Source organism: Streptomyces sp. CNB091 (assembly GCF_000377965.1).
Map to the genome: position 1 here is coordinate 226,187 of NZ_KB899000.1, position 22,571 is coordinate 248,757.

21 protein-coding genes and 2 pseudogenes are annotated in these 22,571 nt (G+C 73.9%); 11 read left to right on the forward strand and 12 right to left on the reverse strand.

The genetic code is table 11. From position 1 onward, the window contains the following. Nucleotides 1–10 precede the first annotated feature (10 nt). Nucleotides 11–226 (reverse strand): annotated as a pseudogene (locus tag D581_RS01000000137495) (NUDIX hydrolase); the annotation flags it as partial. On the opposite strand from D581_RS01000000137495, the pseudogene D581_RS01000000137500 reads away from it, so the two are divergent. From D581_RS01000000137500 to D581_RS0120605, 7 genes and pseudogenes are all read left to right on the forward strand, one after another. After that, nucleotides 224–667: pseudogene (locus D581_RS01000000137500) on the forward strand (alpha/beta fold hydrolase); the annotation flags it as partial. The pseudogenes D581_RS01000000137495 and D581_RS01000000137500 overlap by 3 nt on opposite strands. A gap of 250 nt (nucleotides 668–917) precedes the next feature. Beyond that, complete coding sequence (locus D581_RS0120580; RefSeq protein WP_018959095.1) at nucleotides 918–1,883, forward strand: alpha/beta hydrolase; 966 nt, start codon at nucleotides 918–920, stop codon at nucleotides 1,881–1,883. Beyond that, nucleotides 1,880–3,061 carry an acyltransferase family protein gene (locus D581_RS0120585; RefSeq protein WP_018959096.1) on the forward strand — a complete coding sequence of 394 codons (1,182 nt, stop codon included), beginning with the start codon at nucleotides 1,880–1,882 and terminating at the stop codon, nucleotides 3,059–3,061. Before D581_RS0120580 ends, D581_RS0120585 begins: the two co-directional genes overlap by 4 nt. A gap of 28 nt (nucleotides 3,062–3,089) precedes the next feature. Continuing rightward, the gene (locus tag D581_RS0120590) at nucleotides 3,090–4,424 is read left to right on the forward strand and encodes a sensor histidine kinase (RefSeq protein WP_018959097.1); all 1,335 of its coding nucleotides are present in this window, start codon (nucleotides 3,090–3,092) and stop codon (nucleotides 4,422–4,424) included. Further along, nucleotides 4,421–5,098, forward strand: a complete 678-nt coding sequence (locus tag D581_RS0120595; RefSeq protein WP_018959098.1) for a response regulator transcription factor — start codon at nucleotides 4,421–4,423, stop codon at nucleotides 5,096–5,098. Before D581_RS0120590 ends, D581_RS0120595 begins: the two co-directional genes overlap by 4 nt. A gap of 43 nt (nucleotides 5,099–5,141) precedes the next feature. Further along, entirely contained in the window at nucleotides 5,142–6,320 is a 1,179-nt protein-coding gene (locus D581_RS0120600; RefSeq protein ID WP_026290739.1) for a DUF1266 domain-containing protein, read from the forward strand. Then, nucleotides 6,317–7,513, forward strand: coding sequence for a DUF1266 domain-containing protein (locus D581_RS0120605; protein ID WP_026290740.1), 1,197 nt, complete (start codon nucleotides 6,317–6,319; stop codon nucleotides 7,511–7,513). Before D581_RS0120600 ends, D581_RS0120605 begins: the two co-directional genes overlap by 4 nt. 15 nt (nucleotides 7,514–7,528) lie before the next feature. On the opposite strand, the gene D581_RS0120610 is transcribed toward D581_RS0120605, so the two are convergent. The 5 genes from D581_RS0120610 to D581_RS0120630 form a co-directional block, all read right to left on the reverse strand. Continuing rightward, nucleotides 7,529–8,410, reverse strand: a complete 882-nt coding sequence (locus tag D581_RS0120610) for an SDR family oxidoreductase (protein WP_018959101.1) — start codon at nucleotides 8,408–8,410, stop codon at nucleotides 7,529–7,531. Beyond that, on the reverse strand, nucleotides 8,407–8,757 hold the full coding sequence (locus tag D581_RS0120615; RefSeq protein ID WP_018959102.1) for a DUF952 domain-containing protein: 351 nt from the start codon (nucleotides 8,755–8,757) through the stop codon (nucleotides 8,407–8,409). The genes D581_RS0120610 and D581_RS0120615 overlap by 4 nt, the downstream gene beginning before the upstream one ends. Before the next feature lie 33 nt (nucleotides 8,758–8,790). Continuing rightward, complete coding sequence (locus D581_RS0120620; RefSeq protein ID WP_486585863.1) at nucleotides 8,791–10,452, reverse strand: choice-of-anchor A family protein; 1,662 nt, start codon at nucleotides 10,450–10,452, stop codon at nucleotides 8,791–8,793. A 115-nt stretch (nucleotides 10,453–10,567) separates the two neighbouring features. Then, nucleotides 10,568–11,566 carry an NAD-dependent epimerase/dehydratase family protein gene (locus D581_RS0120625; protein WP_486585864.1) on the reverse strand — a complete coding sequence of 333 codons (999 nt, stop codon included), beginning with the start codon at nucleotides 11,564–11,566 and terminating at the stop codon, nucleotides 10,568–10,570. A 165-nt stretch (nucleotides 11,567–11,731) separates the two neighbouring features. Beyond that, on the reverse strand, nucleotides 11,732–12,685 hold the full coding sequence (locus D581_RS0120630; protein WP_018959105.1) for a LysR family transcriptional regulator: 954 nt from the start codon (nucleotides 12,683–12,685) through the stop codon (nucleotides 11,732–11,734). Between the two features lie 316 nt (nucleotides 12,686–13,001). Between D581_RS0120630 and snpA the strand changes: the two genes are divergently transcribed. After that, complete coding sequence (gene snpA, locus D581_RS0120635) at nucleotides 13,002–13,670, forward strand: snapalysin (protein WP_018959106.1); 669 nt, start codon at nucleotides 13,002–13,004, stop codon at nucleotides 13,668–13,670. A 172-nt stretch (nucleotides 13,671–13,842) separates the two neighbouring features. On the opposite strand, the gene D581_RS0120640 is transcribed toward snpA, so the two are convergent. The 6 genes from D581_RS0120640 to D581_RS0120665 form a co-directional block, all read right to left on the reverse strand. Then, nucleotides 13,843–14,199 carry a GntR family transcriptional regulator gene (locus tag D581_RS0120640; protein ID WP_018959107.1) on the reverse strand — a complete coding sequence of 119 codons (357 nt, stop codon included), beginning with the start codon at nucleotides 14,197–14,199 and terminating at the stop codon, nucleotides 13,843–13,845. A 2-nt stretch (nucleotides 14,200–14,201) separates the two neighbouring features. Further along, nucleotides 14,202–15,170 carry a DUF1648 domain-containing protein gene (locus D581_RS0120645; RefSeq protein WP_026290741.1) on the reverse strand — a complete coding sequence of 323 codons (969 nt, stop codon included), beginning with the start codon at nucleotides 15,168–15,170 and terminating at the stop codon, nucleotides 14,202–14,204. A gap of 377 nt (nucleotides 15,171–15,547) precedes the next feature. Further along, nucleotides 15,548–16,216 carry a DUF6304 family protein gene (locus D581_RS0120650; protein ID WP_018959109.1) on the reverse strand — a complete coding sequence of 223 codons (669 nt, stop codon included), beginning with the start codon at nucleotides 16,214–16,216 and terminating at the stop codon, nucleotides 15,548–15,550. Between the two features lie 52 nt (nucleotides 16,217–16,268). Continuing rightward, entirely contained in the window at nucleotides 16,269–16,865 is a 597-nt protein-coding gene (locus D581_RS0120655) for a GNAT family N-acetyltransferase (protein ID WP_018959110.1), read from the reverse strand. An 89-nt stretch (nucleotides 16,866–16,954) separates the two neighbouring features. Beyond that, on the reverse strand, nucleotides 16,955–17,998 hold the full coding sequence (locus tag D581_RS0120660) for a family 2 encapsulin nanocompartment cargo protein polyprenyl transferase (RefSeq protein ID WP_018959111.1): 1,044 nt from the start codon (nucleotides 17,996–17,998) through the stop codon (nucleotides 16,955–16,957). A 90-nt stretch (nucleotides 17,999–18,088) separates the two neighbouring features. Continuing rightward, the gene (locus tag D581_RS0120665) at nucleotides 18,089–19,495 is read right to left on the reverse strand and encodes a family 2B encapsulin nanocompartment shell protein (protein WP_026290742.1); all 1,407 of its coding nucleotides are present in this window, start codon (nucleotides 19,493–19,495) and stop codon (nucleotides 18,089–18,091) included. Nucleotides 19,496–19,671: 176 nt separating this feature from the next. Here D581_RS0120665 and D581_RS0120670 point away from each other — a divergent pair, with 176 nt between their 5' ends. From D581_RS0120670 to D581_RS0120680, 3 genes are all read left to right on the forward strand, one after another. After that, a complete protein-coding gene (locus D581_RS0120670) occupies nucleotides 19,672–20,118 on the forward strand; it encodes an Rrf2 family transcriptional regulator (RefSeq protein WP_020679223.1) in 447 nt (148 codons plus the stop codon). A gap of 137 nt (nucleotides 20,119–20,255) precedes the next feature. After that, the gene (locus D581_RS0120675) at nucleotides 20,256–21,452 is read left to right on the forward strand and encodes a globin domain-containing protein (RefSeq protein WP_018959114.1); all 1,197 of its coding nucleotides are present in this window, start codon (nucleotides 20,256–20,258) and stop codon (nucleotides 21,450–21,452) included. Nucleotides 21,453–21,489: 37 nt separating this feature from the next. Next, nucleotides 21,490–22,422: a pyridoxal-phosphate dependent enzyme gene (locus D581_RS0120680; protein WP_018959115.1), complete on the forward strand. Its 933-nt coding sequence runs from the start codon at nucleotides 21,490–21,492 to the stop codon at nucleotides 22,420–22,422. Nucleotides 22,423–22,571: the final 149 nt, after the last annotated feature.

Below are 22,571 nucleotides of genomic sequence, written 5' to 3' on the forward strand. Positions count from 1 at the left end.
ACCCTGCGAGTCAATACATCTCGCGCCAGCCGTTGAGCGAGACTTGCGGGCCTCCCGTGAGGTAGCGATGGAGCGCGCTCGCGGTGGTCTCCACGAAATCCTCGGGGATGGCGTTGACGTCGACCCAGCGGACCTGGGAGTGCTTGCGGGGTTCGCGGTTTTCGGGTTCGCCGGTCCATTCGTGGGTGGCGAAGACGACGGTGAGGAAGCCGGTGGGGGCTTCGAGCAGCTTCCCGGCGTCACGCCCGCCCTGCTGGAGCTCTGGGCCCGGCCCGTGGAGGACCATGGGCCCGAGGCCGAGTTGGAGCGGCGCGTGGAGCACTGGCGGGCGCTCGGCGGGGGCGTCATCCCCTTCGACGCCGATCGCGCCCGGGCCCTGGAGCGCCGGATCATCGAGCACACCGGGCATCACCGCGCCGGTTCCGCGCACGCCCGCGCCGACTACTCCGGGATGGACCGCACCGAGCGGCTCGCCAGGACCCGCGTGCCCGCCCTGGTCGTCTCGGCCCTGGCCGAACCCGTCTTCCCGCCCCCGCACTCCGAACACCTCGCCCAGGCGATCCGCGGCGCGCGGCTCGTCGAGATCCCGGGCATGGGCCACGCGCTCCCCCGCGAGGTGCACGCCCCGCTCGCCGCCGCGATCCTGGAGCACACCGGCCGAGGCTGACGCCGCGCCGCACGGGCCGGGGCTGACACCATGCCACCCTCCGGCCGGGGCCGACACCGCACGGCACGCACCGCTCGCACCGCGCCCCACCGGCGGGATCCGGCCGGCCCGCCCCCGCCCGCGTCCCCCGCGTCATACCTGAGAGCCACTCCGCAGGTGCCCTCTCCAGCGGGACGCCGACTACCCGCCCCCGTCCATAACTTCTGTACCGGAAGCACGCGATGCCCCTGGTACGGAAGGACCTCACCCCATGCCCGACCGCCCGCGCAGCCCCCGTCGGCTCCGCGCCCTGCTCGCCGCGCTCGTCACCTTCACGGTGTCCGTGCCGGTGTCCGGAGCGGCCCGGCCCGCCGCCGTGCCCGCCCCCGAGCCGACCGCCCACGGGGTGCTGCGGGACGCGGGGCCGACGGCGCTCGCCCGGCGGTACGCGGTGAGCCGGCACGACATCCGGGCGGCCGGGCGGACGGCGGCGGAGCACGGGGACCTCCGGCGGGCGGACTCGCTGCGCGCGATGGCCGCGCCCGGGCGGCAGTTCCTCGCCTTCGACGGGCGGGACGGCGGCCGTAGCACCGAGGTCGTCGGGGACCTGTCCACGGCCCGGCGGATCGCGGTGCTGGTGCCCGGTGCCGGCGTCGGGCTTGACGCGTACTGGCGGCTGCGGCGTGACGCCCGGGCGCTGCACCGGGAGTCGGGGGAGGGCGCGGCCGTCGTCGCCTGGCTCGGCTACCACACGCCCGGCACCGTCAGCCCGGCCGTGCTGACCACCGGTCGCGCCGACGAGGCCGCGCCGGGGCTGCGCGCACTGGTGGACGGGCTGCGCGTGATGCTCCCCGGCGCCCGAATCAGCCTGCTCTGCCACTCCTACGGTTCGGTGATCTGCGCCCGGTCCGCGCCGGGGACGGCGGCCGACGCCCTCGTCCTCTACGGCAGCCCCGGGGTCGGAGCCCGGGACGCCGCCTCGCTGCGCACCGGGGCCCGGGTGTGGGCGGGCCGGAGCGGCGGGGACTGGATCGCCCGGGTGCCCCATGTCCGGGTGCGGGTGCCGTTCGTCGCGACGGTCGGCTTCGGGACGGATCCGGTGGCGGACCGGTTCGGGGCCGAGGTGTTCGACGCGGGCGACGGTGGCCACAGCGACTATCTGCGGCCCGGTTCGCGCTCCTTGACGAACCTGGCCCGGATCACCGTGGGCGCCGAACCGCTGGGGGCCTCCCGATGACTGGTCTCGTCGCACAGATCGAGGCCGCCACCCCGCCGGGCCGGGACCGGGCCGTCGACGCCCTGCGGGCCCTGGCGATCCTCGGCGTGGTGGGCGGGCACTGGCTGGTGACCGCGCTCGTCACCGACAGCGGCACGGTGCGCGCGGCGAGCCCGCTGACGTACCTGCCGGAACTCACCCCGGTCTCCTGGGTGTTCCAGACCCTCGCGGTGTTCTTCCTGGTGGGCGGGCAGGCGGCGGCGGGGAGTTGGGCATCGGCCCGGCAGCGCCGCGTGCCGTACGGGCGGTGGGTGCGCGGCCGGCTGGGGCGCCTGTTCCGGCCGGTGGCGGCGGTGCTCGTGGTGTGGGCGCTCGCGGCGGCCGCGATGCTGGTGGCCGGGGTGGGCGAGTCGACGGTCCGGGCGCTGGTCAAGCTGGTCTGGTCCCCGCTCTGGTTCCTGCTGGTCTTCGCCGCGCTGACGGCGCTGACTCCGCTGGTGGCGCGGCTGCACCCGCTGTGGCCGCTCGTGGTGGTGCTGCACGTCGACCTCGTACGCCTGGGTCTCGGCGGTCCTCGCGAGCTGGGGTGGATCAACGTGGTCGCGGGCTGGCTGGTGCCCTACTGCCTGGGGGCGCTGGTGGCCCGGGGCGGGGTGCGGGGCCGGACGGGCCGCTGGGCGCTGCTGCTCGGCGGGGCCGGGGCGGCCGTCTCACTCGTCCTGTGGGCCGGGTATCCGGCCGCCATGGTCGGCGTTCCGGGCGGCCGGATGTCCAATCTGGATCCGCCGAGCCTGGCCGCCGTGGCGTTCGGTCTGGCGCAGTGCGGAGCGGCGCTCCTGCTGCTCGGGCCGCTGCGCCGGGCGCTGCGGAGGCCCGCGGTCTGGGCGGTGGTGGCGGTGGTGAACCTGTCGGCGATGACCGTCTTCCTGTGGCACCAGACCGCGATGATCACCGTCACGACGAGTGCGGCGCTGATCGCGGACGGGCCGCTGCCGGGGCTGCACACCGTGCCCGGCGTCGGCTGGGTGCTCGCCCGGTTGCTCTGGCTGCCGGTGTTCGCGCTGGCCCTGCTGGTGTGCTGGGCCGCGTTCCGGGGTCACGAGCAGGGCGGGCGGCCCCACGGCGGGGGCTCCCTCGTCGTACGGGAGTCCATCGGGGAGTCCTCCCCCGGGCGGAAGGGACACGCGCGTCGTGCCTAGTCTGAGCGAAAATGGAGCCGAGGGGGCGGTGGGGGCGGTGACGTCATCGAGCGCGGTACGGCTGCGGGCGGCGGTGCGCCGTGTGCCGCGTGCCCTGTTCGAGGAGTTGTGGGCGGCGCCCGCCGACCGGGTGCCGCGCATGGGCGATCCGAACGCGCCGGTGTGGCGCCCGGTGTTCCTGGTGCTGCTGGTACTCATCGCGGTCGGCGTCACGGTGATCCGTACCGTCGAACTCACGCCGTACGGCGCGGCGGTCAGCGGCTTGGCGGTCCTGGTGGCCGTCGCGCAGTCCGCCGCACTGGTGGCCGGAATGATCCGTCCGGTGGGCGCCTGGTGGGCGGCGACCGCGCTGGCGATCGTGTCGGTGCCGGCCGCCGTGGCCGCCGTTCCCCCGGGCCGCCCTACGTACCCGGGCCTCGAGTTCCTGTATCCCACCCCCTTCGCGGGAGCGGCCCTGCAGGGCGGCGCCCTGTTCCTGCTGGCGCTGCGTGTCCGGCCGCTCCGCGCGGTGGCCGCGCTGGCGATCTCGCTGGCGGCGGCGCTGTCCGTCGCCCTGCGCACGCCGCCGCTGCCGCACGTGACCCCGGCCGTGGCCGTGCTCGTGCTCACCACCTCCCTCGTCCTGGGCACCGCACTCCGCAGCCTGCGCCTGGCCCGTAAGGACCTCGTCGTCCAGGCCGAACTGACCGCCGAGGAGCGGGCCCGACGCACCCTGCTGGAGGAGCGCAACCGGATCGCCCGCGAGCTGCACGACGTGGTCGCCCACCACATGTCCGTGATCTCCATCCAGGCGCAGGTCGCCCCGCATCTGGTGGAGCACCCCACCGAGGAGCTGCGGGAGAATCTGACCGGCATCCGTGAGAACGCCCTGGAAGCCCTCACCGAGCTGCGCCGGGTGCTGGGCGTCCTGCGCTCGGAGGACGCCCCGTCGCAGAGTGCGCGGCACGCCCCGCAGCCGGGCCTCGACGGCCTCGACGGCCTGCTCGCCACGGTGCGGTCGGCCGGTCTCGCCGTCACCCGCTCCACGACCGGCGATCCCCGCCCCCTCCCGCCGGGCGTCGAGCTGTCCGCGTACCGCATCGTGCAGGAGGCGCTGAGCAACGTGATGCGTCACGCGCCCAGCGCGAGCGCCGAGGTGGTGATCGGCCACCGGCCCGCCGGGCTGACCGTCCGGGTCGTCAACTCGCCGCCGGACGGGGCGGCCGTGCCCTCCCCGGGCGTACGCCACGGCCTGCTCGGGATGCGCGAACGCACGGCGATGCTCGGCGGCGAGCTGGCCACCGGTCCCACACCCGACGGCGGCTGGGAAGTCACCGCGCTGCTGCCCACCGGAACAACCGAGACGACCGAGGACGCCCCATGACACCACCCATCCGCGCCGTGATCGCCGACGACCAGATGATGATGGTCCGCCAGGGCTTCACGGTCCTGCTGAACGCCGAGCCGGACATCGAGGTCGTCGGGCAGGCCGTCAACGGGCTCGACGCGGTCGACAAGGTCGCCGAACTCGCCCCGGACGTCGTCCTGATGGACATCCGGATGCCGGAGCTGGGCGGGATCGAGGCGACCCGGCGGATCACCTCCCCCGAGGGCTCCACGGTGAAGGTGCTCGTGCTGACCACCTTCGATCTGGACGAGTACGTCTACGAGGCGCTGCGCGCGGGCGCTTCGGGCTTCCTGCTGAAGGACGCCTCCGCCGACGAACTGGCCCACGCGGTACGGGTGGTGGCGGCGGGCGACGCGCTGCTCTCCCCGAACATCACCAAGCGGCTCATCGTGGAGTTCTCCCGGACGGCCGGCTCCCCGCGCCCACCGCTCAAGGCGCGCGTCGGGGAGCTGACGGAGCGCGAGACGGAAGTGCTGACGCTGATCGCGGGCGGCCTGTCGAACGCGGAGATCTCCCGGCAGCTCATCGTGGCGGAGCAGACGGTGAAGACCCATGTGGGCCGGATCCTGGTCAAGTTGGGCGTCCGCGACCGGACCCAGGCGGCGGTGTTCGCGTACGAGTCGGGGCTGGTGCGCCCGGCCGGGCTCTGACCTCCCGCGCCCGGCGCGCGGCCCGTTTCGTAGGATCGGCTCCGTGACGACGGGGAACGGGGCGGGAACAGCGGGCGGCCCAGCGGTGGCGCCCACCGGGATCGAGCGCGCACTGTCCGCGGCCGTCGCGGCCGACAGCGCCGACGCGGTCGTGGAGCTGCTCGCGCGGACCCGGCTGTACGTGCTCGTCGCCCGGCTGCACGCGGACATCCCCGGCTGGACGGCCCCCCTGCCCGCGATCCGCGACGAGGCCTCCGGGCGGACCTGCGTCCCGGTCCTGACCCAGGGCATGCTGCCGCCCTGGCACCCGGAGTGGGTCTTCCGCGAGGTGAGCCTCGGCGAGCTCGCCCGGATCTGGCCGTACGACGTGCGCCGGCTCGCGGTGAACCACGGCACCCCGTACGCGGCGATGCTCGACGCCCGGCCCCGGCGGCTGAAGGCCTGGTCGAGGGCGGACGAGCACTCCGGCGGGGCCCAGCGGGGCGTCCTGCTCACCGACGAGGGCGGGCCGCTGCACGGACCGCTCGCCCACGGGCTGGCGCTCGGCGCCCATCTGGCCGTCACCAACGGCCTGATCTGGAACCGGCTCGGCGCCGCCTACGAGGACTACGCGACCGACCGGGCCCGGCTGCGCAGCCCGTGGGGCATCCCGCACCGCGCCGAGTACCGCGACCGCCTCGCCTCCCTGATGAAGAACCAGCTGGTCGGGCGCGTACAGGAAGCCGTCCTGCGGACCCGGCACACCCTGGCGCACCGGCTGGGGCGGACGCCCACGCCCGAGGAGTGGTCCGAGGCGGTGGCCCGCGCCTTCGCCGCGCGCGACGCGGACGACCGGGCGGCGGCGAACCGGGCACTGCGTCACATCACCCTGTACGAGGAGAAGTTCCGGGCTGACGGCGCACTCGCCCCGGGGGGCCGCGTCGACACCCTGGCCGCCTTCGACCTCGGCCGGGCGGTCAACGTCGTACGGCTCGCGCTCGGCACCCGGTACGGCGAACCTCACGAGGCCGAGCAGGACGTGCTGCGGATCGGCCCACTCGCCCGGGCGGCCTACTCCTCGTGGGCGGACTTCTCCCTCGGCTACCTCATGGCCCGGGTGGTCCACCGGGCCGAGGACGACGGACCGGAGGCGGCGGAACCCACGTACCGGCAGTCGCTCACCGAACACCGCATCCTCGTCCAGGACCCCACCAGCCCCTACCGGAACATCGCGTGGTCATGAACCCGATCCACCCGAACCACCTCCCGGCTCCCCCGCCTCCCCCGGCAACCCCGGCTCCCTGGGTCCCGCCGTCCGAGACCGAGCAGCTCCTCCACGAGGCTGCGCTGCGCGGCGACGCCCGGGCCCAACTGGCGGCTCTCGCCGGGGCCGAGCTGTACATCCCGGCCCCGCGCGCCGAGGTGGACGCGAAGCCGGACACCATCACCTGGCGCGCGCACCACGACCCGGCCGGCTTCGTCTGCCGGCCGGTGCTCACCCGGGGGATGCTGCCGGCCTGGCATCCGGACTGGGTCTTCCACGGGGTCACGCTGCGCTGGGCCGCCGAGTTCGGCTGGTCCGACCCGAACGTGTTCCTCGGCGTGAACGTGGGGACGCCCGGGCAGTTGCTGCTGCCCACCGGCCCGATGGACCTGGCGCTGTGGCAGCGCGCCTACGCGGAGAACGACCGCCTCCCGGAGAATCGGCTGCTCGCGCTGCGCCACGGCGCGCTGCACGGGCCGCTGGCGTACGGGCTGGCCTGCGGGGCGCATCTGGCGATCGGGAACGCGGTGCCGTGGAACGAGGTCGGCACGGTCTACCGCGAGTACACCACCGAGCGCGATCTGCTCCGCGAGTCCTGGGGCATCACCGGCCACGCGGAGTGGCGCAAGCAGGTGGACGCCCTGCTGGAGGCCCGCAACAGCCCGCCGGAACCGGACTTCGTGCTGCGCACCCGCGATCAACTGGCTTCCGCATTGGGCGAGTTGCCCTCGGCCGACCTGTGGCGGGAGACCGCGGCGGGGCACGCCCAGGACCTGGGGGCGGACTCCGGCACGGTGAAGGGCATCGAGGAGCTGGTGCGCCGGATCATGCGCTACGAGGCCCGGTTCCGCGCGGACGGGCTGCTGCCGCCGGACGGCCGGGTCCGCACGACGGTGGCGTACGACTACGGGCGGGCGGTGAACCTGGCGCGCTGGGGGCTGGCGGCGCGTTACTGCGCCCCGGCCGACGCGGAGCAGGCGATCGTCTACGCCGGGGCGCTGAGCAAGTCGGCCCACCGTTCCTGGGAGGAGTTCTCGGCGGGCTACTCGCTGGGGCGGGTGCTGCGGTTCGACGAGGAGGAGTACGGGCCGTTCTACGAGAAGAACGTCCTCGCCCACCGTCTGCTGGCGGAGAGCGAGGGCAGTCCCTGGCGTCACATCCCGTGGCGGTGAGGCGGGGCCTCCGGGTCAGCCGCCGGCCAGCAGGTGCCGGTAGCTGTCCGGGTTCTCCACCAGGAACTGCGCGAAGCTCTGGGCCGGGTGCCCGGTGAGCGTGGGCACCGCGTCGGAGACGGCGGACAGCTCTCCGCCGGCGATGGCCTCGTACGAGGTGACCCAGCCGGCCACCTCCCAGTCCTCGGCCCCGTGGCCGGCCCGGGAGGCGTAGGCCTCCTCGCGGGTCTCGGGATCGTAGACGACGGGTCGCCCGGTGACCCGGGTCAGTTCGTCGGCTGCCTCGGCGAGGGTGAACGCCTCGGGTCCGGTGAGGTCGTAGACCCGGCCGTCGTGGTCCGTGCCCTCGTCCAGCAGCACGGCCGCCGCCGCGTCGGCGATGTCCTCGTGGGCTACGGCCGCCACCCGTCCGTCGCCGGCCGGCCCGCGCAGCACCCCGTCGGTTCCGGTCATCGCGGGCAGCCCCGCCAGATACCAGTTGTCCCGCAGGAAGGTGTGGCGGATCTCGGCCGTACGGATGTGGGCCTCGGTGTCCCAGTGGTCGCGGGCGAACGTGAACGTGGCGTCGGGCGCGGCCCCCTGGAAGGACACGTACACGATCCGCTCCACACCCACCGCCACGGCGGCGTCGATCGCCGTGGTGTGCTCGCGCACCCGGTAGGGGCTTTCGTGGGCGGAGACCAGGAACAGCGTGTGGGCCCCGTCGAGGGCCCGGCGCATGGCCTCCGCGTCGCCGTAGCGGGCGGCGGGCGCATGGTCGGCGCCGGGCAGATCGGGCAGTCGGGCGGGGTCGCGGCCGAGGAGCCGTACGGGTGCACCGGTCCGGGCCAGCCGTCGGGCGACCCGGCCGCCGACCGCTCCGGTCGCTCCGGTCACCGCAATGAGGGGGCCGATCACTGGGGTTCGTCTTCCTCTCGTCGTCCTCCGTCCCAGGGCCGCACCTCCACGACCGCGCCCACCGGGAGCGGTCCGTACAGGTGCGGGAACTCCTCGCCCCCGGGCTTCATCGCCTCGTACCGGACGGGGTCGGCGAGGCGGGCGGGGTCGACGACCAGAACCACGAGGTCCTGGTCGTCGTCCCCGTACAGCATCCGGGCCACCCCGGGGAGTTGGTGGGGCAGCGAGAGATGGATGAAGCCCTCCTCCTGGAGAGTGCGGCCGCGGGTGGACATCTCGTACGTCCCTGTCCCGCGGGCCGCCTCCCAGAGAGGTGCTTCGGCGAGGTGGAGCAGCGGTTCGGTCATCGAACCACGCTAGCGGGCGGTGCTCGGCGCCTGCTAGAAGGTGCGGCGACGAGCCCTGCGCGTGGCCACGAGAACCGTGCCGCCGGCGGCGACCAGCGCGGCCGCGATGGACCCGATGATCCATTCGCCGCCCCGGGAGCCGGTGTCGGGCAGCTCACCCGGGTGGCTCGGCGAGTGCGTGGGGTGCGGCGGGTGGCCGGTGCGGGTGGGGGTGGGCGTGGGGTCGGTGGGGGTGGGCGTCGGGTCCGTCGGCGTCGGCGTGGGGTCGGTCGGGGTGGGCGTGGGGTCCGTGGGAGTCGGCGTCGGGTCCGTGGGCGTCGGCGTGGGGTCGGTCGGGGTGGGCGTGGGGTCCGTGGGAGTCGGCGTCGGGTCGGTCGGCGTCGGCGTGGGATCCGTCGGAGTCGGCGTCGGGTCGGTCGGCGTCGGCGTGGGATCCGTCGGAGTCGGCGTCGGGTCGGTCGGCGTCGGCGTGGGATCCGTCGGCGTCGGCGTGGGATCCGTCGGCGTCGGCGTCGGGTCGGTCGGCGTCGGCGTGGGATCCGTCGGCGTCGGCGTCGGGTCCGTGGGAGTCGGCGTCGGATCCGTCGGCGTCGGCGTGGGCGTCGGATCCGTCGGCGTCGGCGTCGGGTCGGGCGAGCAGGTCGGCAGGTCGCCGTCGAAGGGGTACGCGTGGATCTCCTGGCCGCCCGACGCGCCCGCCGAGGTGTGGGTGAGTGAACCCGCCGTGTAGAAACGGCCGTTGGTGCCGCTCATGCTGAGCACGGTGGTGCTCGTCGGCTGGCCCACCAGCACGCTGCCCTCGAACTGGGCCGGGCCGGTCAAGGACAGGTCGGTGGCGTCCGGGAAGTTCCACAGCAGGTTCTCGCGGAGGCCCTCGTTGGGGAACGAACCCATGAACGTGGCGACGCTGCGCGTGTCGCCGTAGACGTTGACGAGGACGGTCGCGCCCTCGGGGATGCCGTTGAAGACGAACCCCGTGTTGCCGCCCGCCTCCGACTCCAGGTCCGCGTCCACGTCGAAGATCTGGATCGCGGACGAGCCGTCACCGGTGAACGTCATGACGTCGCCGGTCTTCACCCAGGTGCCCGTGGCCTCCCGGTGCTCGTCGCCGTCGTACGCGTAGCACTGGCTGGCCTCGGTGAGCTGCGGGCGCAGCCCGGTGTACGGGGCGGCCGCGTCCTCGTCGAAGCGCGGGGCGGTGGTGGGGTTCACCGTGCCGGTGAGCTCACCCGCGTACGCGACGCGGCCGGAGTGCGTGCCCTCCTCGGCGAGCAGGCGCTCGCCGGCGGCGATGGTCACGTCGCCGCCCGCCGTCAGGTAGTCGGAGCCGTCCGGCGGCGGCACCCGCGAACCGACGCCCGCGATGCCGACGTTGTAGACCTGCGAGACCCCGTCCCGCTTGTCCATGTCGAAGCTGCCGAGGGTGACGACCTTCCCCTCCGCCTCGGCCGCCGCCTCCCGGACGAGGAAGTCCCCGCCGACGTAGACGTTGATGTTGCTGTCGAAGTTGGTGACCGGGCCGTTGTTGGGGTCGTTCCAGCTGGGCGGGCAGGAGCTGCCGAGGCAGGGTCCCAGTCCGCCCGGCAGCGGATCGGCACCCGCGGCCGGGGCCAGCACGCCCACCATCGCCGCGGCCGTGGCCACTGTCACTGCTGCCCGGATTGCGTTGCCGCGCCTGCGCGCCTTCTGTTCCATGCCGCGCAATATGCATGGTCAACGCTTAGTCATTTTGTATGACACGCCGCCTTTGCCCCTTTGTGTAGGCCTATAGGAGGTTTCTTCGTCGCGACACGCAGGCGGAAGCGGTACGTCAGAGAGCCAGCAGCTTCGCCTCCAGCACGGGGTCGAGGCCGACGGCCGGGCGGTCGGGGCGCTGGGGCGCCACGCCGCCGAGGGCGCGCAGCCAGGCCCAGGTGTCCGCGACGGTCTCTCCGGCCGGGCGGCAGCGCAGTCCCGCAGCGTATGCCCTGGCGGGGTCGCCCCGGTGGAGGGTGTCGTACAGCTCGCCCGGCGGGAGCCAGATCGGCAGGTCGCTCCAGGGCTCGACCCCGGCGGCCAGCAGGACCTCCGGATCGATCCAGCGCAGCTCGGCGTCGGACCCGGTGACGCGTACGCAGGCTTCCAGCAGCTCGCCCGTGGTCGTGTGGCCGGGGCGGCTGACGGTGTTGTACGCGCCGTGCAGCCCGCCCGCCGCCGCGTCCAGCATCCACTCCGCCAGGTCCCGCGCGTCGATGTACTGGAGCTCGGTCCCGGGCGGGCCGGGGGCGATCACCGGTCCGCCCCGGGCGATCCGCGCCAGCCACCAGGGCAACCGGCCGATGTTCTCCCCGGGGCCGATGATCAGCCCGGCCCTCGCCAGCAGGGCCCGGTCCCCGAAGGCGTCGAGGGCGGCCAGCTCACCGCCGCGCTTGGCCCGGTCGTACGGCACGTCCGCGCCGTCGTCGGGCGAGGCGCCGGCCACCAGCGGGCCGTCCTCGTCGCGCCCCGGGGCGGCCGGATGGGCGTACACCGAGCGGCTGGAGACGTAGGTGAAGTGCCCCGACCGGCCGGACAGCAGGCGGGCGGCGTCGCGGACGGCGGCGGGCGCGCCGCTCCAGGTGTCGACGACCAGGTCCCAGTCCTGCCCGCCCTCCGCCAGCGCCGCGAGTCCGTGCTCACCCGCGGTCCGGTCCCCGGTCAGCGCGCGCACGCCGGGCGGGGGCGCGTGGCGGCCCCGGTGGAACACCGTGACGTCCCAGCCCCGCTCCAGCGCGGCGTCGGTGACGGCCCGTCCGACGAACTCCGTACCGCCCAGCATCAGAAGCCTCATGGGACGACTCTGCCCGCCGGAAGGCGGCGGGGGAACACGAGCACGCTGTCAGCAGAACGGGGAACTCACCGTCGCGAGGTCGTCGCGGGGCCGGGACGCGGGCCGGGGCGCGGGCCGGGGCGCGGGCTAGCGGGGCGTCGCCGGCGCGAGCGCGACGTCGGCGGATCAGGGCGTGCGGGCCAGCGGGGATCGGTGGCGCAGCAGCCATTCGTGGTAGCCGCCGGCCCGGCGCGCCGCGTCGCGGTAGGCGTCCTCCAACTGCGCGTACACCACCGCGATGTCCGCCCCGGGCCGGAAGACCAGGAGCAGCCGCACCGCGAGCGGGTCCCCCAGCAGCGGGCGGATCACCATGTCGTCGCGCGGGCCCGATGTCGGCTGGCAGGGCGCGACGGCCTCGCCGAGCACGACGAGGGAGGCGGCGGTGAGGTAGTCGCCGTGCAGGACCGGCGGGTTGAGCCCGGCGGCGCCCAGCACCCGGCGCACCCCGTCCCACTCGCCGTCCACCGTCGGATCGACCATCCACGGGTCGCCCGCCAGGTCCGCGAGCTCCACCACGCGGCGGCGGGCGGCGGGGTGGTCCCGGGAGAGCGAGATGAACTGCGGCTCCCGCTCCACGAGTACGCGCTGCTCCAGGCCCTCCGGCACGGCGAGCGGGGACCCCTCCACCTCGTGCACGAAGGCGACGTCCAGGCGGCCTGCCTCGACCGAGCGCAGGAGTGCGTGGGCGGAGACGTCGACCCGCAGCGAGATGTCGGTGCCGGGCAGGGCGCCCCGCAGCCGGCGCAGCCAGCCGCCGATGACCCGGCTCGCGGTGCAGCCGATGCGCAGCCGGGATCCGCGCGGCCGGGCGGCCTCGGCCTCCGCCAGCGCTGCGGTGACCAGGTCGTTCATGCCGTCCACGAGGGGCCGGGCCCGGCTCAGGACGGCCCGCCCCAGGGAGGTCGGCCGGCAGCCGGTCCGTTCACGGCGGAACAGTTCGGCGCCGAGCACGTTCTCGATCCGCCGGAGCTGGGTGGTCAGGGAGGGCTGGCTCACACCGAGGCGTCGGGCCGCCTGATGCAGGCTGCCCGCGTCGGCGATGGCGCAGAGCGCCCTGAGGTGCCTCACCTCCAGTTCCATGCAGCGGAGACTATGACCGCCGCGCGCCGTGCACCAGACGTCGCAACCCCATCAAACAGCGGCAATTCAGGGAGTGTTGGGCCCTGGGACATGTGACGATGCCGTGCCCGCGACGTGAGCATGGCATGCTCATGGTCGGCTGACGTGCGACGGGAGAGGGCCCGGGCGGCGATAGGGCGGCGCTATCGCCGTTCGACATCATCCCCCGCGACTGTGCGCGGCACCACACTCTTCCCCGTACCGCCCCACGCCCTGTCCGCCCAGCGGACACCCCCACGGCGCGGGTTCGGATCAGACAGGTAGGAGAAATCCCCCCATGAGACACCTCAGGACCGCTGTCGCCACCGCCGCCGCCGGGCTCGGCCTCGTCGCCGCGCTGGGCACCGCACCCGTGGTCGCCGCCGCTCCGGCCCCTGCCACCCCCTCCTCCACCGCCCCCTCCTCCCCCACCATCGCCGCGTACAACGGCTCGGGCGAGAACGCCGCCGCGAACCGCGCCTTCCTCGACGCGGTCATGAAGTCCGTCGCCGAGAAGCGCGCCGCCAACCCCGGCATCAAGGCCGTCACGGTCACCTACAACGCGTCGAGCGCGCCGTCCTTCCGCGGCGAGATAGCCAACAGCACCCGGATCTGGAACAGCTCGGTCGCCAACGTCCAGCTCCAGGAAGGCTCCAACGCCGACTTCACCTACCGCGAGGGCAACGACCCCCGGGGCTCCTACGCGAGCACCGACGGGCACGGTCGCGGGTACATCTTCCTGGACTACGCCCAGAACCAGCAGTACGACTCGACCCGGGTCACCACGCACGAGACCGGGCACGTGCTCGGCCTGCCGGACAACTACTCCGGGCCGTGCAGCCAGTTGATGTCCGGCGGCGGCCCCGGCCCGTCCTGCACCAACGCCCAGCCGGACGCCAACGAGCGAGCCCGGGTGAACCAGCTCTGGCAGAACGGCCTGGCCGCGCTCGCCCGCTCCGCCTCCTGACACCGGGTCGCACCGGCAGCCCGGCGGAGGACGGCCGGTCCTGTGTCCCGGGACCGGCCGGCACCCCCCACACGGACACGACAGAGGACCGTTCCGGGCGCGGAACGGTCCTCTGCGCGGTCCGCGCCCGTACCGGTCGAACCGGCACGGGCCGTGCGCGCCCGGGTGCCGGTCAGGCGTGGAACTCGCCGCGGACGAGGGCCAGCAGTTCGTCCTCGGTCATGCCGAGGTCCCGGGCGTCCGCGACGGCTTCGCGGACGCGCTCCAGCAGCCGGGCCCGCTGTGGCGAGGCGCCCGCGGTGATCGCCGCGCCCCGGCCGCGTCGGAGCTCGATGAGCCCTTCCTCGCGCAGCCGTTGGTAGCCGCGCAGGACGGTGTGGACGTTCACGCCGAGGGATTCGGCGAGCACCCGGGCGGCGGGCAGCCGCTCGCCCGGGGCCACCGCGCCCTCGGCGACCGCACGCCGGACCGAGGCGGCGATCTGGTCGCCGAGCGGGACGGTGGAGGTCGGATCGACCCGGAAGAGCATGGTCAGCGCCCCGTCCGCTGCCGGTCGAGCAGGGTGTTGAGCAGGGCCGCGCCGGTGGCCGAGTCGTCGACGGTGACGGCGAACTCGCGGCCGCTCGCCAGGCTGACGACGATGGCCTCGCCCGAGCGGGTGATGACACCGCTGCGCTCGGGGCGGATGCGGTAGCCCCAACCTCCGTACTCCGCCAGCGCGTTGACGCGGCGACTGTCCGCTCCCGCCATCCGCTCCAGCGGCACCCGCACCCGGGGCCGGGGCAGCAGGCCGGAGACGGTGAGGCCCCGCCGGTCCACGGTGACGTGGGGACGGCAGAAGGTGACCGCCACCAGGGCGAGGAGAAGGAGCGGGCCCCCGATGAACCAGCTCTGCTCCAGGCCGACGGTGACACCGGCCGCCAGGAACACCAGCACGGCGACCGGCACCCACCACGCGCCGATCCCGCGCGCCCAGCCGGCCACCTCGCCGTCGGCGAGCGCGATCCGCTCCCGGCTCGCCGGATCACGGTCGCGGGGGTCGTCGGGTGCGGGGACGAGCCGGGACGCCAGCAGGCCGAGGGCTCCGGCGAGGACGGCCACCCCGAGGGCCACGGCGATATGCCGGAGCGGGAAGCCGTCCGCCGGTCCGCCCTCGGAGACGTCCACGTTGACGAGCAGGACGGCGGTCAACAGGTATCCGAGGAACCCGGCGACGGCGAAGCCCCCGCCGGTGAACCACCGTTGGGCACGGCCGTAGAGCCTGCCGTTGACCGCGATGAAGGCCCACAGGGCACCGAGCACGAGCAGCGATGTGGCGGTGTAGAGGAGATGGGCGGTGACGCCCATGTAGCCGTCGGCGGAGCCGCCGGCGTCGAAGTGGACGGCCAGCCGGGCGGGCAGCCGGTCCTTGACGGTGACGTGGACCACGAGGTCGACGAGGAGAGCGAGCACAAAGGGCAGGGCCGCGATCGTTGCGCGGCCAAGGTTCTTGCTTGTCATGGAAAACCTCCGTTGTTCGCATGCTAGTAGAACAATGAGGCGAGAGCAACGGGGTGACGCGCGTCCGCCCCGTACCGGGATGGGTACGGGGCGGACTCGGTACGGGAGCGCGGGACCGCGGTACGGGAGCGGACGCGGGCGATTCCAGCGGCGGCGGGCCGTCCCGGGTCGGGCAGGCCGGTCGGGCAGGCCGGTCGGCCAGGTCGCGCAGGCCAGGCCCGTCAGGCCCGGGGCGGGCCGGTCGGCCAGGCCGCATCAGCCAGGCCGCATTCAGACCGGGGCAGGCCGGTCGGCCAGGCCGCGCGCAGGCCGGGTCCGTCAAGCCGGGGCGGGCCGGTCGGCCATGCCTGCCCGTCAGGACGAGGCAGGCCGGCCCGTCAGGCGAGTTCCAGCGGGAAGGCTCCCCGGTGGCCGGTGCCCGCGCCGTCGGCCGGGCGCACCTCGAACTCGCGGCAGCTCCAGACCTCCTGGACGAACCCGGACCGCTGGTCCCACAGATCCAGCACGTCGTCCTCGCCCGCCGAGCCCCGATAGGCGTCCTTGGCCCCCCGGAAACAGGCGAGCCCGCCGGAGAGGCCGCGGCCGGGGGCCGGGAAGTAGTCGGAGAAGGCGCAGGCGATACAGGTCTGGATCCGGACGCCGTCCGGGAGGACGCGCTGGACGGCGGTCAGGGCGGCGTTGAAGTCGCGCTCGGCGCGGGCCGATTCGTACACCGCGCCGTCCAGGTGGAGGGCGAGGTGGAGGTCCGGGTCGACCCGGCGCAGGGAGAGCAGGCAGCTGAGCGTGGCGTGGCGGAGCGTGCCCGCGACGAGGATGGGCAGCGGCAGGTCCCACTCCAGTACGCAGTCGGTGAGCGCGCCGTCCGCGAGGGCGAACATCCCGCTCTCCGGAGGCATGCCGACGACCGGCCCCAGGTCGTCGAAGCTCTCGCCCTCGAAGTCGACCCCTCTGATCCGGATGCGGAGCTGCCGCCCGTCCGTGGTGAGAACGACGGCGTCGGAACCCTTGTTGTCCCGGTACCAGCCGGCCCACGACTCATCTGTCATGAGCAGGGACTGTAGCCCCTGCCCCAGGCGTCTTCCGTACCGCCCTCCGGGTTCAACCCGCTTGGGGTTCCCGCCACATGGGGTACATCGGCGGTCCGTCCGGCAGGTCGACGGCGCGGCCCAGGAAGCGGAATCCGAGCCGCTCGTACAGCGCCCGGCTCCGGGCGCTGCTCGCCTCCAGATAGGCCGGCAGCCCTTCCCGGTCGCAGCGCTCCAGCTCCACGCCGATCAGCTCCGCGCCGATGCCCTCTCCCTGGCGGTCGGGGGAGACGCCGATCATCAGCAGATAGGCGTGTGCGCGGTCGTGCGGGTGAACGGCTCCGGTGAGTCTGCCCACCAGTTCGCACCGCTCGTTGTCGGGGTCGGCGGTCCGCCGCATCAGGGCGGGCGTGGGGTCCTCCTCCTCGGGGGCGCCGGCGGGCACCGGCAGCCAGAGCGCCACCGCGGCCCCGTCCTCGGCGATGTCGATACGGCCCTCGGCGAGGGCGACGTCGACGAAGACGCCGAGGAACCTGCCGTGGACCGCGCGCCGGTGTGCCTCGTCGGGGAACACCCAGCTGCTGACCGGGTCGTGGTGGAACGCCTCCTCCATGACCGAGACGACCAGCTCCCGGTCGCGCCGCTTGGCCCGCTGAATCCGTATGCCCATGACCGGCTGCCGTCCCTCCGTACCGCTTTCGCTCAACCCGCCTCCGGAATAATAGAGTTGAAGGGACGGTGTCGGTCACACGAGGTGGGTCAGCTGGTCCTGCGGGTGACGAATTCGGCCAGTGCCAGCAGGTCGCCGGCGGCGCTCGGGTCGGGGACCGCCCGGGAGAGGTGGTGGACCGCGCGGGCCATCCGGTCGGCGGCGCAGACCTGGGCCCAGTCCCGGCCGCCGGCCCGGTCCACCGCGTCGGCCGCCCGGCTCACCTCGGCGGAGGTGGTCATGGGCCCCCGGTAGAGCGTGGCGAGCTCGACGGCGGCCGGGGCGCCCGAGGTGAGGGCGGCGACCACGGGCAGCGACTTCTTGTGGGCGGACAGGTCGGCCCCGACGGGCTTGCCGGTGCGGTCCGGGTCGCCCCAGATGCCGATCAGGTCGTCGATGAGCTGGAACGAGAGGCCCGCCTCCCGCCCGAACCCGTCCATCGCGCGGACCGCCCGGTCCTCCGCCCCGGCGTAGAGGGCTCCGAGCGCACAGGCGCAACCGAGCAGCGCGCCGGTCTTGGCGGTGGCCATGGCGAGGCATTCGTCGAGCGTGACCTCGTCGGGGCCGCGCTCCTCGAAGGCACAGTCCGCCTGCTGGCCCGCGCACAGCTCGATGACGCAGGAGGAGAGGCGGGCGGCGGCGCGGGCGGCGGCCGGGTGCGGATCCTCGGCCAGCAGCCGCTGGGCCAGGGCGAGCATGGCGTCGCCGGTGATGATGGCGTCCGGGATGCCGAAGACCGCCCAGGCGGTGGGCCGGTGCCTGCGGGTGGTGTCCTCGTCGATGACGTCGTCGTGGAGCAGGGTGAAGTTGTGGGCGAGCTCAACGGCGACGGCGGCCCGGACGGCGCGTTCCGGATCGCCGCCCAGCGCGCGGGCGGCGGCCAGCACCAGGGCCGGCCTGATGGCCTTGCCCGCCTGGCCGGCGGCCGGGGTTCCGTCGGCGTTCTCCCAGCCGAAGTGGTACATCGCGATGCGGCGTATGCCGCCGGGCAGCGACTCCACGGCCGATCGCAGATGCGGGTCGACGACGGCACGGGTGCGCTCCAGGAGCACCGCGGCCTCGTGCCCTTCCGTCGCTGCGTCCGTACTGGTCATGGTCACGGTCACTCCCTGGGGCAAGGCGATGGGGTGCGGGCCCGGGGGTCCGGGCGGCGGCTGCCGCCCGGGCCCCCGGGGTGAACGGGGTCAGTGCCAGCGGCTGACCTCGACGTTCTCCAGCACTCCGAGGGCGTCCGGGACCAGGATGGCGGCGGAGTAGTACGCCGTCACGAGGTAGGAGATGATCGCCTGCTCGTCGATCCCCATGAAGCGGACCGAGAGACTCGGCTCGATCTCGTCGGGGATGCCGGTCTGCTGGAGGCCGATGACGCCCTGCTCGGCCTCGCCGGTCCTCATGCAGATGATGGAGGTGGTGCGGGCGTCGGAGACGGGGATCTTGTTGGACGGGAAGATCGGCACCCCCCGCCAGGCGGGCACGTGGTGGCCGCCGATGTCGACGCTCTCCGGGACGAGTCCACGCCGGTTGCACTCGCGGCCGAAGGCGGCGATGGCCTTCGGGTGGGCGAGGAAGAGCTTGGATCCGCGGCGGCGCGAGAGCAGCTCGTCCATGTCGTCCGGGCTGGGCGCCCCGTCGTGCGGCTGGAGCCGCTGCCCGTAGTCGCAGTTGTTGAGCAGTCCGAACTCCCTGTTGTTGATCAGCTCGTGCTCCTGGCGCTCACGCAGCGCCTCGACCGTGAGCCGCAACTGCTGCTCGGTCTGGTTCATCGGCTGGTTGTAGAGATCGGCGACCCTGCTGTGCACCTTCAGCACCGTCTGGGCGACGCTCAGTTCGTACTCGCGCGGCGCCGCGTCGTAGTCGACGAAGGTGTGCGGGACGACCGCCTCCCCCACATGGCCGGCGGAGAGGTCGATCGCCGCCTCGCCGTAGTGGTTGGTCCGCTGCTGCGGAATGGAGAGCAGACGCGCGAGATGGTCCTGCAGGGGCGCCGCGCGCTCCGCGAGGTTGTACACGTCGGCACGGCTCAGGGTGAGGAGCGTGCACGGGGTGACCGCCCGGGCGGTGTACTCCCAGACGGCGTCGCCGTCGATCAGGCTCTGGTCGCCGAAGTACGCGCCGTCGGCGAGGACCCCGAGCTCCGTCTCGTCCCCGTAGGGGCCCGATCCGACCTTCGCCACCTTGCCGTGCGCCAGCAGGAAGACCCGGTCCGCCGCGTCCCCCGAGGCGGCGAGCACCTCCCCCGCGGCCACGTCCCGCTGCTCGCACCTGCGGGCGAGCTCGGCGAGCACCTCCTCGTCGCCGAACTCCCGCAGGGCGGGCAGCTCCCCCAGCTCCGCGGGGATCACGGACACCCGGTCCCCGGTCTGGACGAAGGTCACCCGGCCGTCGCCGACCGAATAGCTGAGCCGACGGTTCACCCGGTACGTACCGCCCTGTACCTGCACCCACGGCAGCATCTTCAGCAGCCACCGCGAGGTGATCTCCTGCATCTGCGGCGCGGATTTGGTGGTCGTCGCGAGGTTCCGCGCAGCCGCCGTCCCCAGACTCTGCTGCGGCGGCGCCTGCGTGTCGCGAACCTCTTCACCAACGGACATCTGACGTCCTTTCGATCTTGGGCTGACCTGCGTGCAAAAGCCTTTCAGCAGGAGGACCGGGTCGCCATTACACAAAAGAGTGCGACTAATCCGCCTTCAGTCGGGGCACGTTGGTCCCTGTCGCCCGGCGGACGGTTTAAGTTGCATCTCTCATGCAACTTATCTACGGTGGGGCCATGCGGTTGACGAGATTCACCGACGTGGCGCTCCGCGTCCTCATGCGACTGGCGGTCGCCGAGGGCCGGGAGCCGCCGACCACCCGCGAGGTGGCGGCCACCATGCGGGTCCCCTACACGCACGCCGCGAAGGTCGTCGCCAGGCTCCAGCACCTCGGGCTCCTCGACGCCCGTCGCGGCCGGGGCGGCGGACTCACCCTGACCTCGGCCGGCCGCTCGGCGTCGATCGGCTCACTGGTGCGGGAGCTGGAGGGGCCGGAGGAAGTGGTCGAGTGCGAGGGCGACACCCCCTGCCCGCTCCGCTCCGCCTGCCGGCTGCGTGGGTCCCTGCGCGGGGCCCAGGATGCCTTCTACGCCGCACTGGACCCGATCACCGTCACCGATCTCGTCGCCTCCCCCACCGGCCCCCTGTTGCTGGGCATCGGCAGCGGCCCACCGCCCGACTGAGCCCGCTCGGCCGCCCGACTGACCCCCCGCCCGATTGAACCCCGCCCGGTCGCGCGGACGAACCCCCGCGCCGGCGGGGCACCGTCCTCCACCTGCCCCTGAATGCGCATCTCACATCCCAATTAAGGAGTTCCGTCATGCTCTCCGACCGGTCCACAGCCACTGTCCGCGCCACCCTTCCCGCCGTCGGCGCGGCCATCGGGGACATCGCCGACCTCTTCTACGAGAAGCTCTTCGCCGCCCACCCCGAGCTGTTGCGGGACCTGTTCAACCGGGGCAACCAGGCCTCCGGCGACCAGCGCAAGGCCCTGGCCGGGTCCATCGCCGCGTTCGCGACCGCGCTGGTCGAGCACCCCGGCACCCGGCCCGACGTGATGCTGGACCGGATCGCCCACAAGCACGCCTCGCTCGGGGTGACCCCGGAGCAGTACGAGGTGGTGCACACCCATCTGTTCGCGGCCATCGTGGACGTCCTGGGCGACGCGGTCACCCCGGAGGTCGCCGCCGCCTGGGACGAGGTCTACTGGCTGATGGCGGGCTCCCTGATCGCCGTCGAGGAGCGCCTCTACGCGCAGCAGGGCGTCCTGGCGGGCGACGTGTGGCACACCTGGGAGGTGACCGACCGGGTCGAGGAGACCGAGGACGTCGCCACCTTCCTGCTGCGCCCGGCCGAGGACACGCCCCCGCCCGCCTTCCGGCCCGGCCAGTACGTCTCCGTACAGGTGGAACTCCCGGACGGCGCACATCAGATACGCCAGTACAGCCTCTCCGGCGCCCCCGGCTCCCGGCTGCGGTCGATCACCGTGAAGCGCGTGCGCGGCCAGGGCTCGCCCGACGGCGAGGTCTCCCGGCACCTGCACGAGCACACCCGCGCGGGCGACCTGCTGCGCGTCTCCGCCCCCTACGGCGACCTGGTGCTCGACCACCTGGACGCGCCCCTGCTGCTGGCCTCGGCGGGCATCGGCTGCACCCCCATGCTGTCGATGCTGGAACATCTCGCCCAGGAGGGCCACAGCGGCCCGGTCACCGTCGTGCACGGTGACCGCTCACCGGCCGACCACGCCCTGCGCACCGACCACGTCCGGCTGACGGAGAAGCTCCCGGACGCCGAGGCGCACTTCTGGTACGAGGCCCCGGAGGCCGGGCGGCCCGCGAACCGCACCGGCCTCGTCGACCTGGCCGGCATCACCGTACGACCGGGGACGCACGCCTATCTGTGCGGCCCGCTCCCCTTCATGCGGGCCGTCAGGGCCCAGCTGCTGGAGGCGGGCGTCCGTCCCGCCGACGTCCACTACGAGGTGTTCGGCCCGGACCTCTGGCTGGCCTCCTCCTGAACCGACGGAGAAGCGGCGGAGAGGCGACAATGGGCGGGTGAACAGCCCGCCCCGCCTCGACGCCCTCCTGCGGCCCCGGGTGCCCTCCCCGCTGCGGGAGGTCCGCGACGAACGCTTCGCGCGCCACGGCGTGCGGCTGCTCCTGAAACGGGACGATCTGATCCACCCCGACCTGCCGGGCAACAAGTGGCGCAAACTCGTCCTCAACCTGGAGGCCGCCGCCGGGCGCACCGTGCTGACCTTCGGCGGCGCGTACTCCAACCACCTCCGGGCCACCGCGGCGGCCGGGCGGCTACTGGGTTTTCCCACCGTCGGCGTCGTCCGCGGCGACGAGCTGGCCCACCGGCCGCTCAACCCGTCGCTCGCCCGGTGCGCGGCCGACGGCATGCGCCTGCACTTCGTGGACCGTACGACGTACCGGGCGAAGGCCTCCTCCGAGGTCCTGGAGGGGCTGCTGAGCCTGTTCGGGGACGTGGAGGTCATCCCGGAGGGCGGCAGCAACGCGCTGGCCGCACAGGGCTGTACGGAGCTGGGGCGCGAGCTGGCCGGGGAGTGCGAGGTGGCGGCCGTGGCGTGCGGGACCGGCGGCACCCTGGCCGGGCTCGCCGCCGGCCTGGGCCCCGGGCAGCGGGCCCTGGGCGTCCCGGTGCTGCGCGGCGGCTTCCTCGGGCGGGAGGTGGAGCGGCTCCAGCGCGAGGCGTTCGGCGACCCGTCCGGGAACTGGTCGCTGGACGAGCGCTTCGCCTTTGGCGGCTACGCCCGCTCCACCCCTGAGCTGGAGGCCTTCGCCGCGGACTTCGAGGACCGGCACGGGCTGCCCGTGGAACGCGTGTACGTCGCCAAGCTGTTGTTCGCGCTCACCACGCTGGCCGAGGAGGGGGCGTTCGCGCCGGGCACGCGGGTGAGCGCCGTCATCACCGGCACCCCCGACGCGCGCCCGCCCCTTCAGGAGTCGTCCGTCTCCCGGTAGGCCGCCGCCTCCTCCAGGGACGGCCGGCGCGGCGACGCGCTCAGCGGGTCAATACGGCTTGAGCCAGTGCCGGTGCTTCGAGGACGGTTCGATCGTCTGACGCCTGGGTACGTCAATGCGGCGCTGGTTCTTCGCAATTGGACGCCGCA

Excerpts from the sequence above, each read along its gene's own strand:
- D581_RS0120580 (WP_018959095.1), top strand. The coding sequence starts at position 918 with ATGCCCGACCGCCCGCGCAGCCCCCGTCGGCTCCGCGCCCTGCTCGCC.
- D581_RS0120585 (WP_018959096.1), top strand. The coding sequence starts at position 1,880 with ATGACTGGTCTCGTCGCACAGATCGAGGCCGCCACCCCGCCGGGCCGG.
- D581_RS0120595 (WP_018959098.1), top strand. The coding sequence starts at position 4,421 with ATGACACCACCCATCCGCGCCGTGATCGCCGACGACCAGATGATGATG.
- D581_RS0120605 (WP_026290740.1), top strand. The coding sequence starts at position 6,317 with ATGAACCCGATCCACCCGAACCACCTCCCGGCTCCCCCGCCTCCCCCG.
- D581_RS0120615 (WP_018959102.1), bottom strand. The coding sequence starts at position 8,757 with ATGACCGAACCGCTGCTCCACCTCGCCGAAGCACCTCTCTGGGAGGCG.
- D581_RS0120620 (WP_486585863.1), bottom strand. The coding sequence starts at position 10,452 with ATGGAACAGAAGGCGCGCAGGCGCGGCAACGCAATCCGGGCAGCAGTG.
- D581_RS0120625 (WP_486585864.1), bottom strand. The coding sequence starts at position 11,566 with ATGAGGCTTCTGATGCTGGGCGGTACGGAGTTCGTCGGACGGGCCGTC.
- D581_RS0120630 (WP_018959105.1), bottom strand. The coding sequence starts at position 12,685 with ATGGAACTGGAGGTGAGGCACCTCAGGGCGCTCTGCGCCATCGCCGAC.
- snpA (WP_018959106.1), top strand. The coding sequence starts at position 13,002 with ATGAGACACCTCAGGACCGCTGTCGCCACCGCCGCCGCCGGGCTCGGC.
- D581_RS0120640 (WP_018959107.1), bottom strand. The coding sequence starts at position 14,199 with ATGCTCTTCCGGGTCGATCCGACCTCCACCGTCCCGCTCGGCGACCAG.
- D581_RS0120645 (WP_026290741.1), bottom strand. The coding sequence starts at position 15,170 with ATGACAAGCAAGAACCTTGGCCGCGCAACGATCGCGGCCCTGCCCTTT.
- D581_RS0120650 (WP_018959109.1), bottom strand. The coding sequence starts at position 16,216 with ATGACAGATGAGTCGTGGGCCGGCTGGTACCGGGACAACAAGGGTTCC.
- D581_RS0120655 (WP_018959110.1), bottom strand. The coding sequence starts at position 16,865 with ATGGGCATACGGATTCAGCGGGCCAAGCGGCGCGACCGGGAGCTGGTC.
- D581_RS0120660 (WP_018959111.1), bottom strand. The coding sequence starts at position 17,998 with ATGACCAGTACGGACGCAGCGACGGAAGGGCACGAGGCCGCGGTGCTC.
- D581_RS0120665 (WP_026290742.1), bottom strand. The coding sequence starts at position 19,495 with ATGTCCGTTGGTGAAGAGGTTCGCGACACGCAGGCGCCGCCGCAGCAG.
- D581_RS0120670 (WP_020679223.1), top strand. The coding sequence starts at position 19,672 with ATGCGGTTGACGAGATTCACCGACGTGGCGCTCCGCGTCCTCATGCGA.
- D581_RS0120675 (WP_018959114.1), top strand. The coding sequence starts at position 20,256 with ATGCTCTCCGACCGGTCCACAGCCACTGTCCGCGCCACCCTTCCCGCC.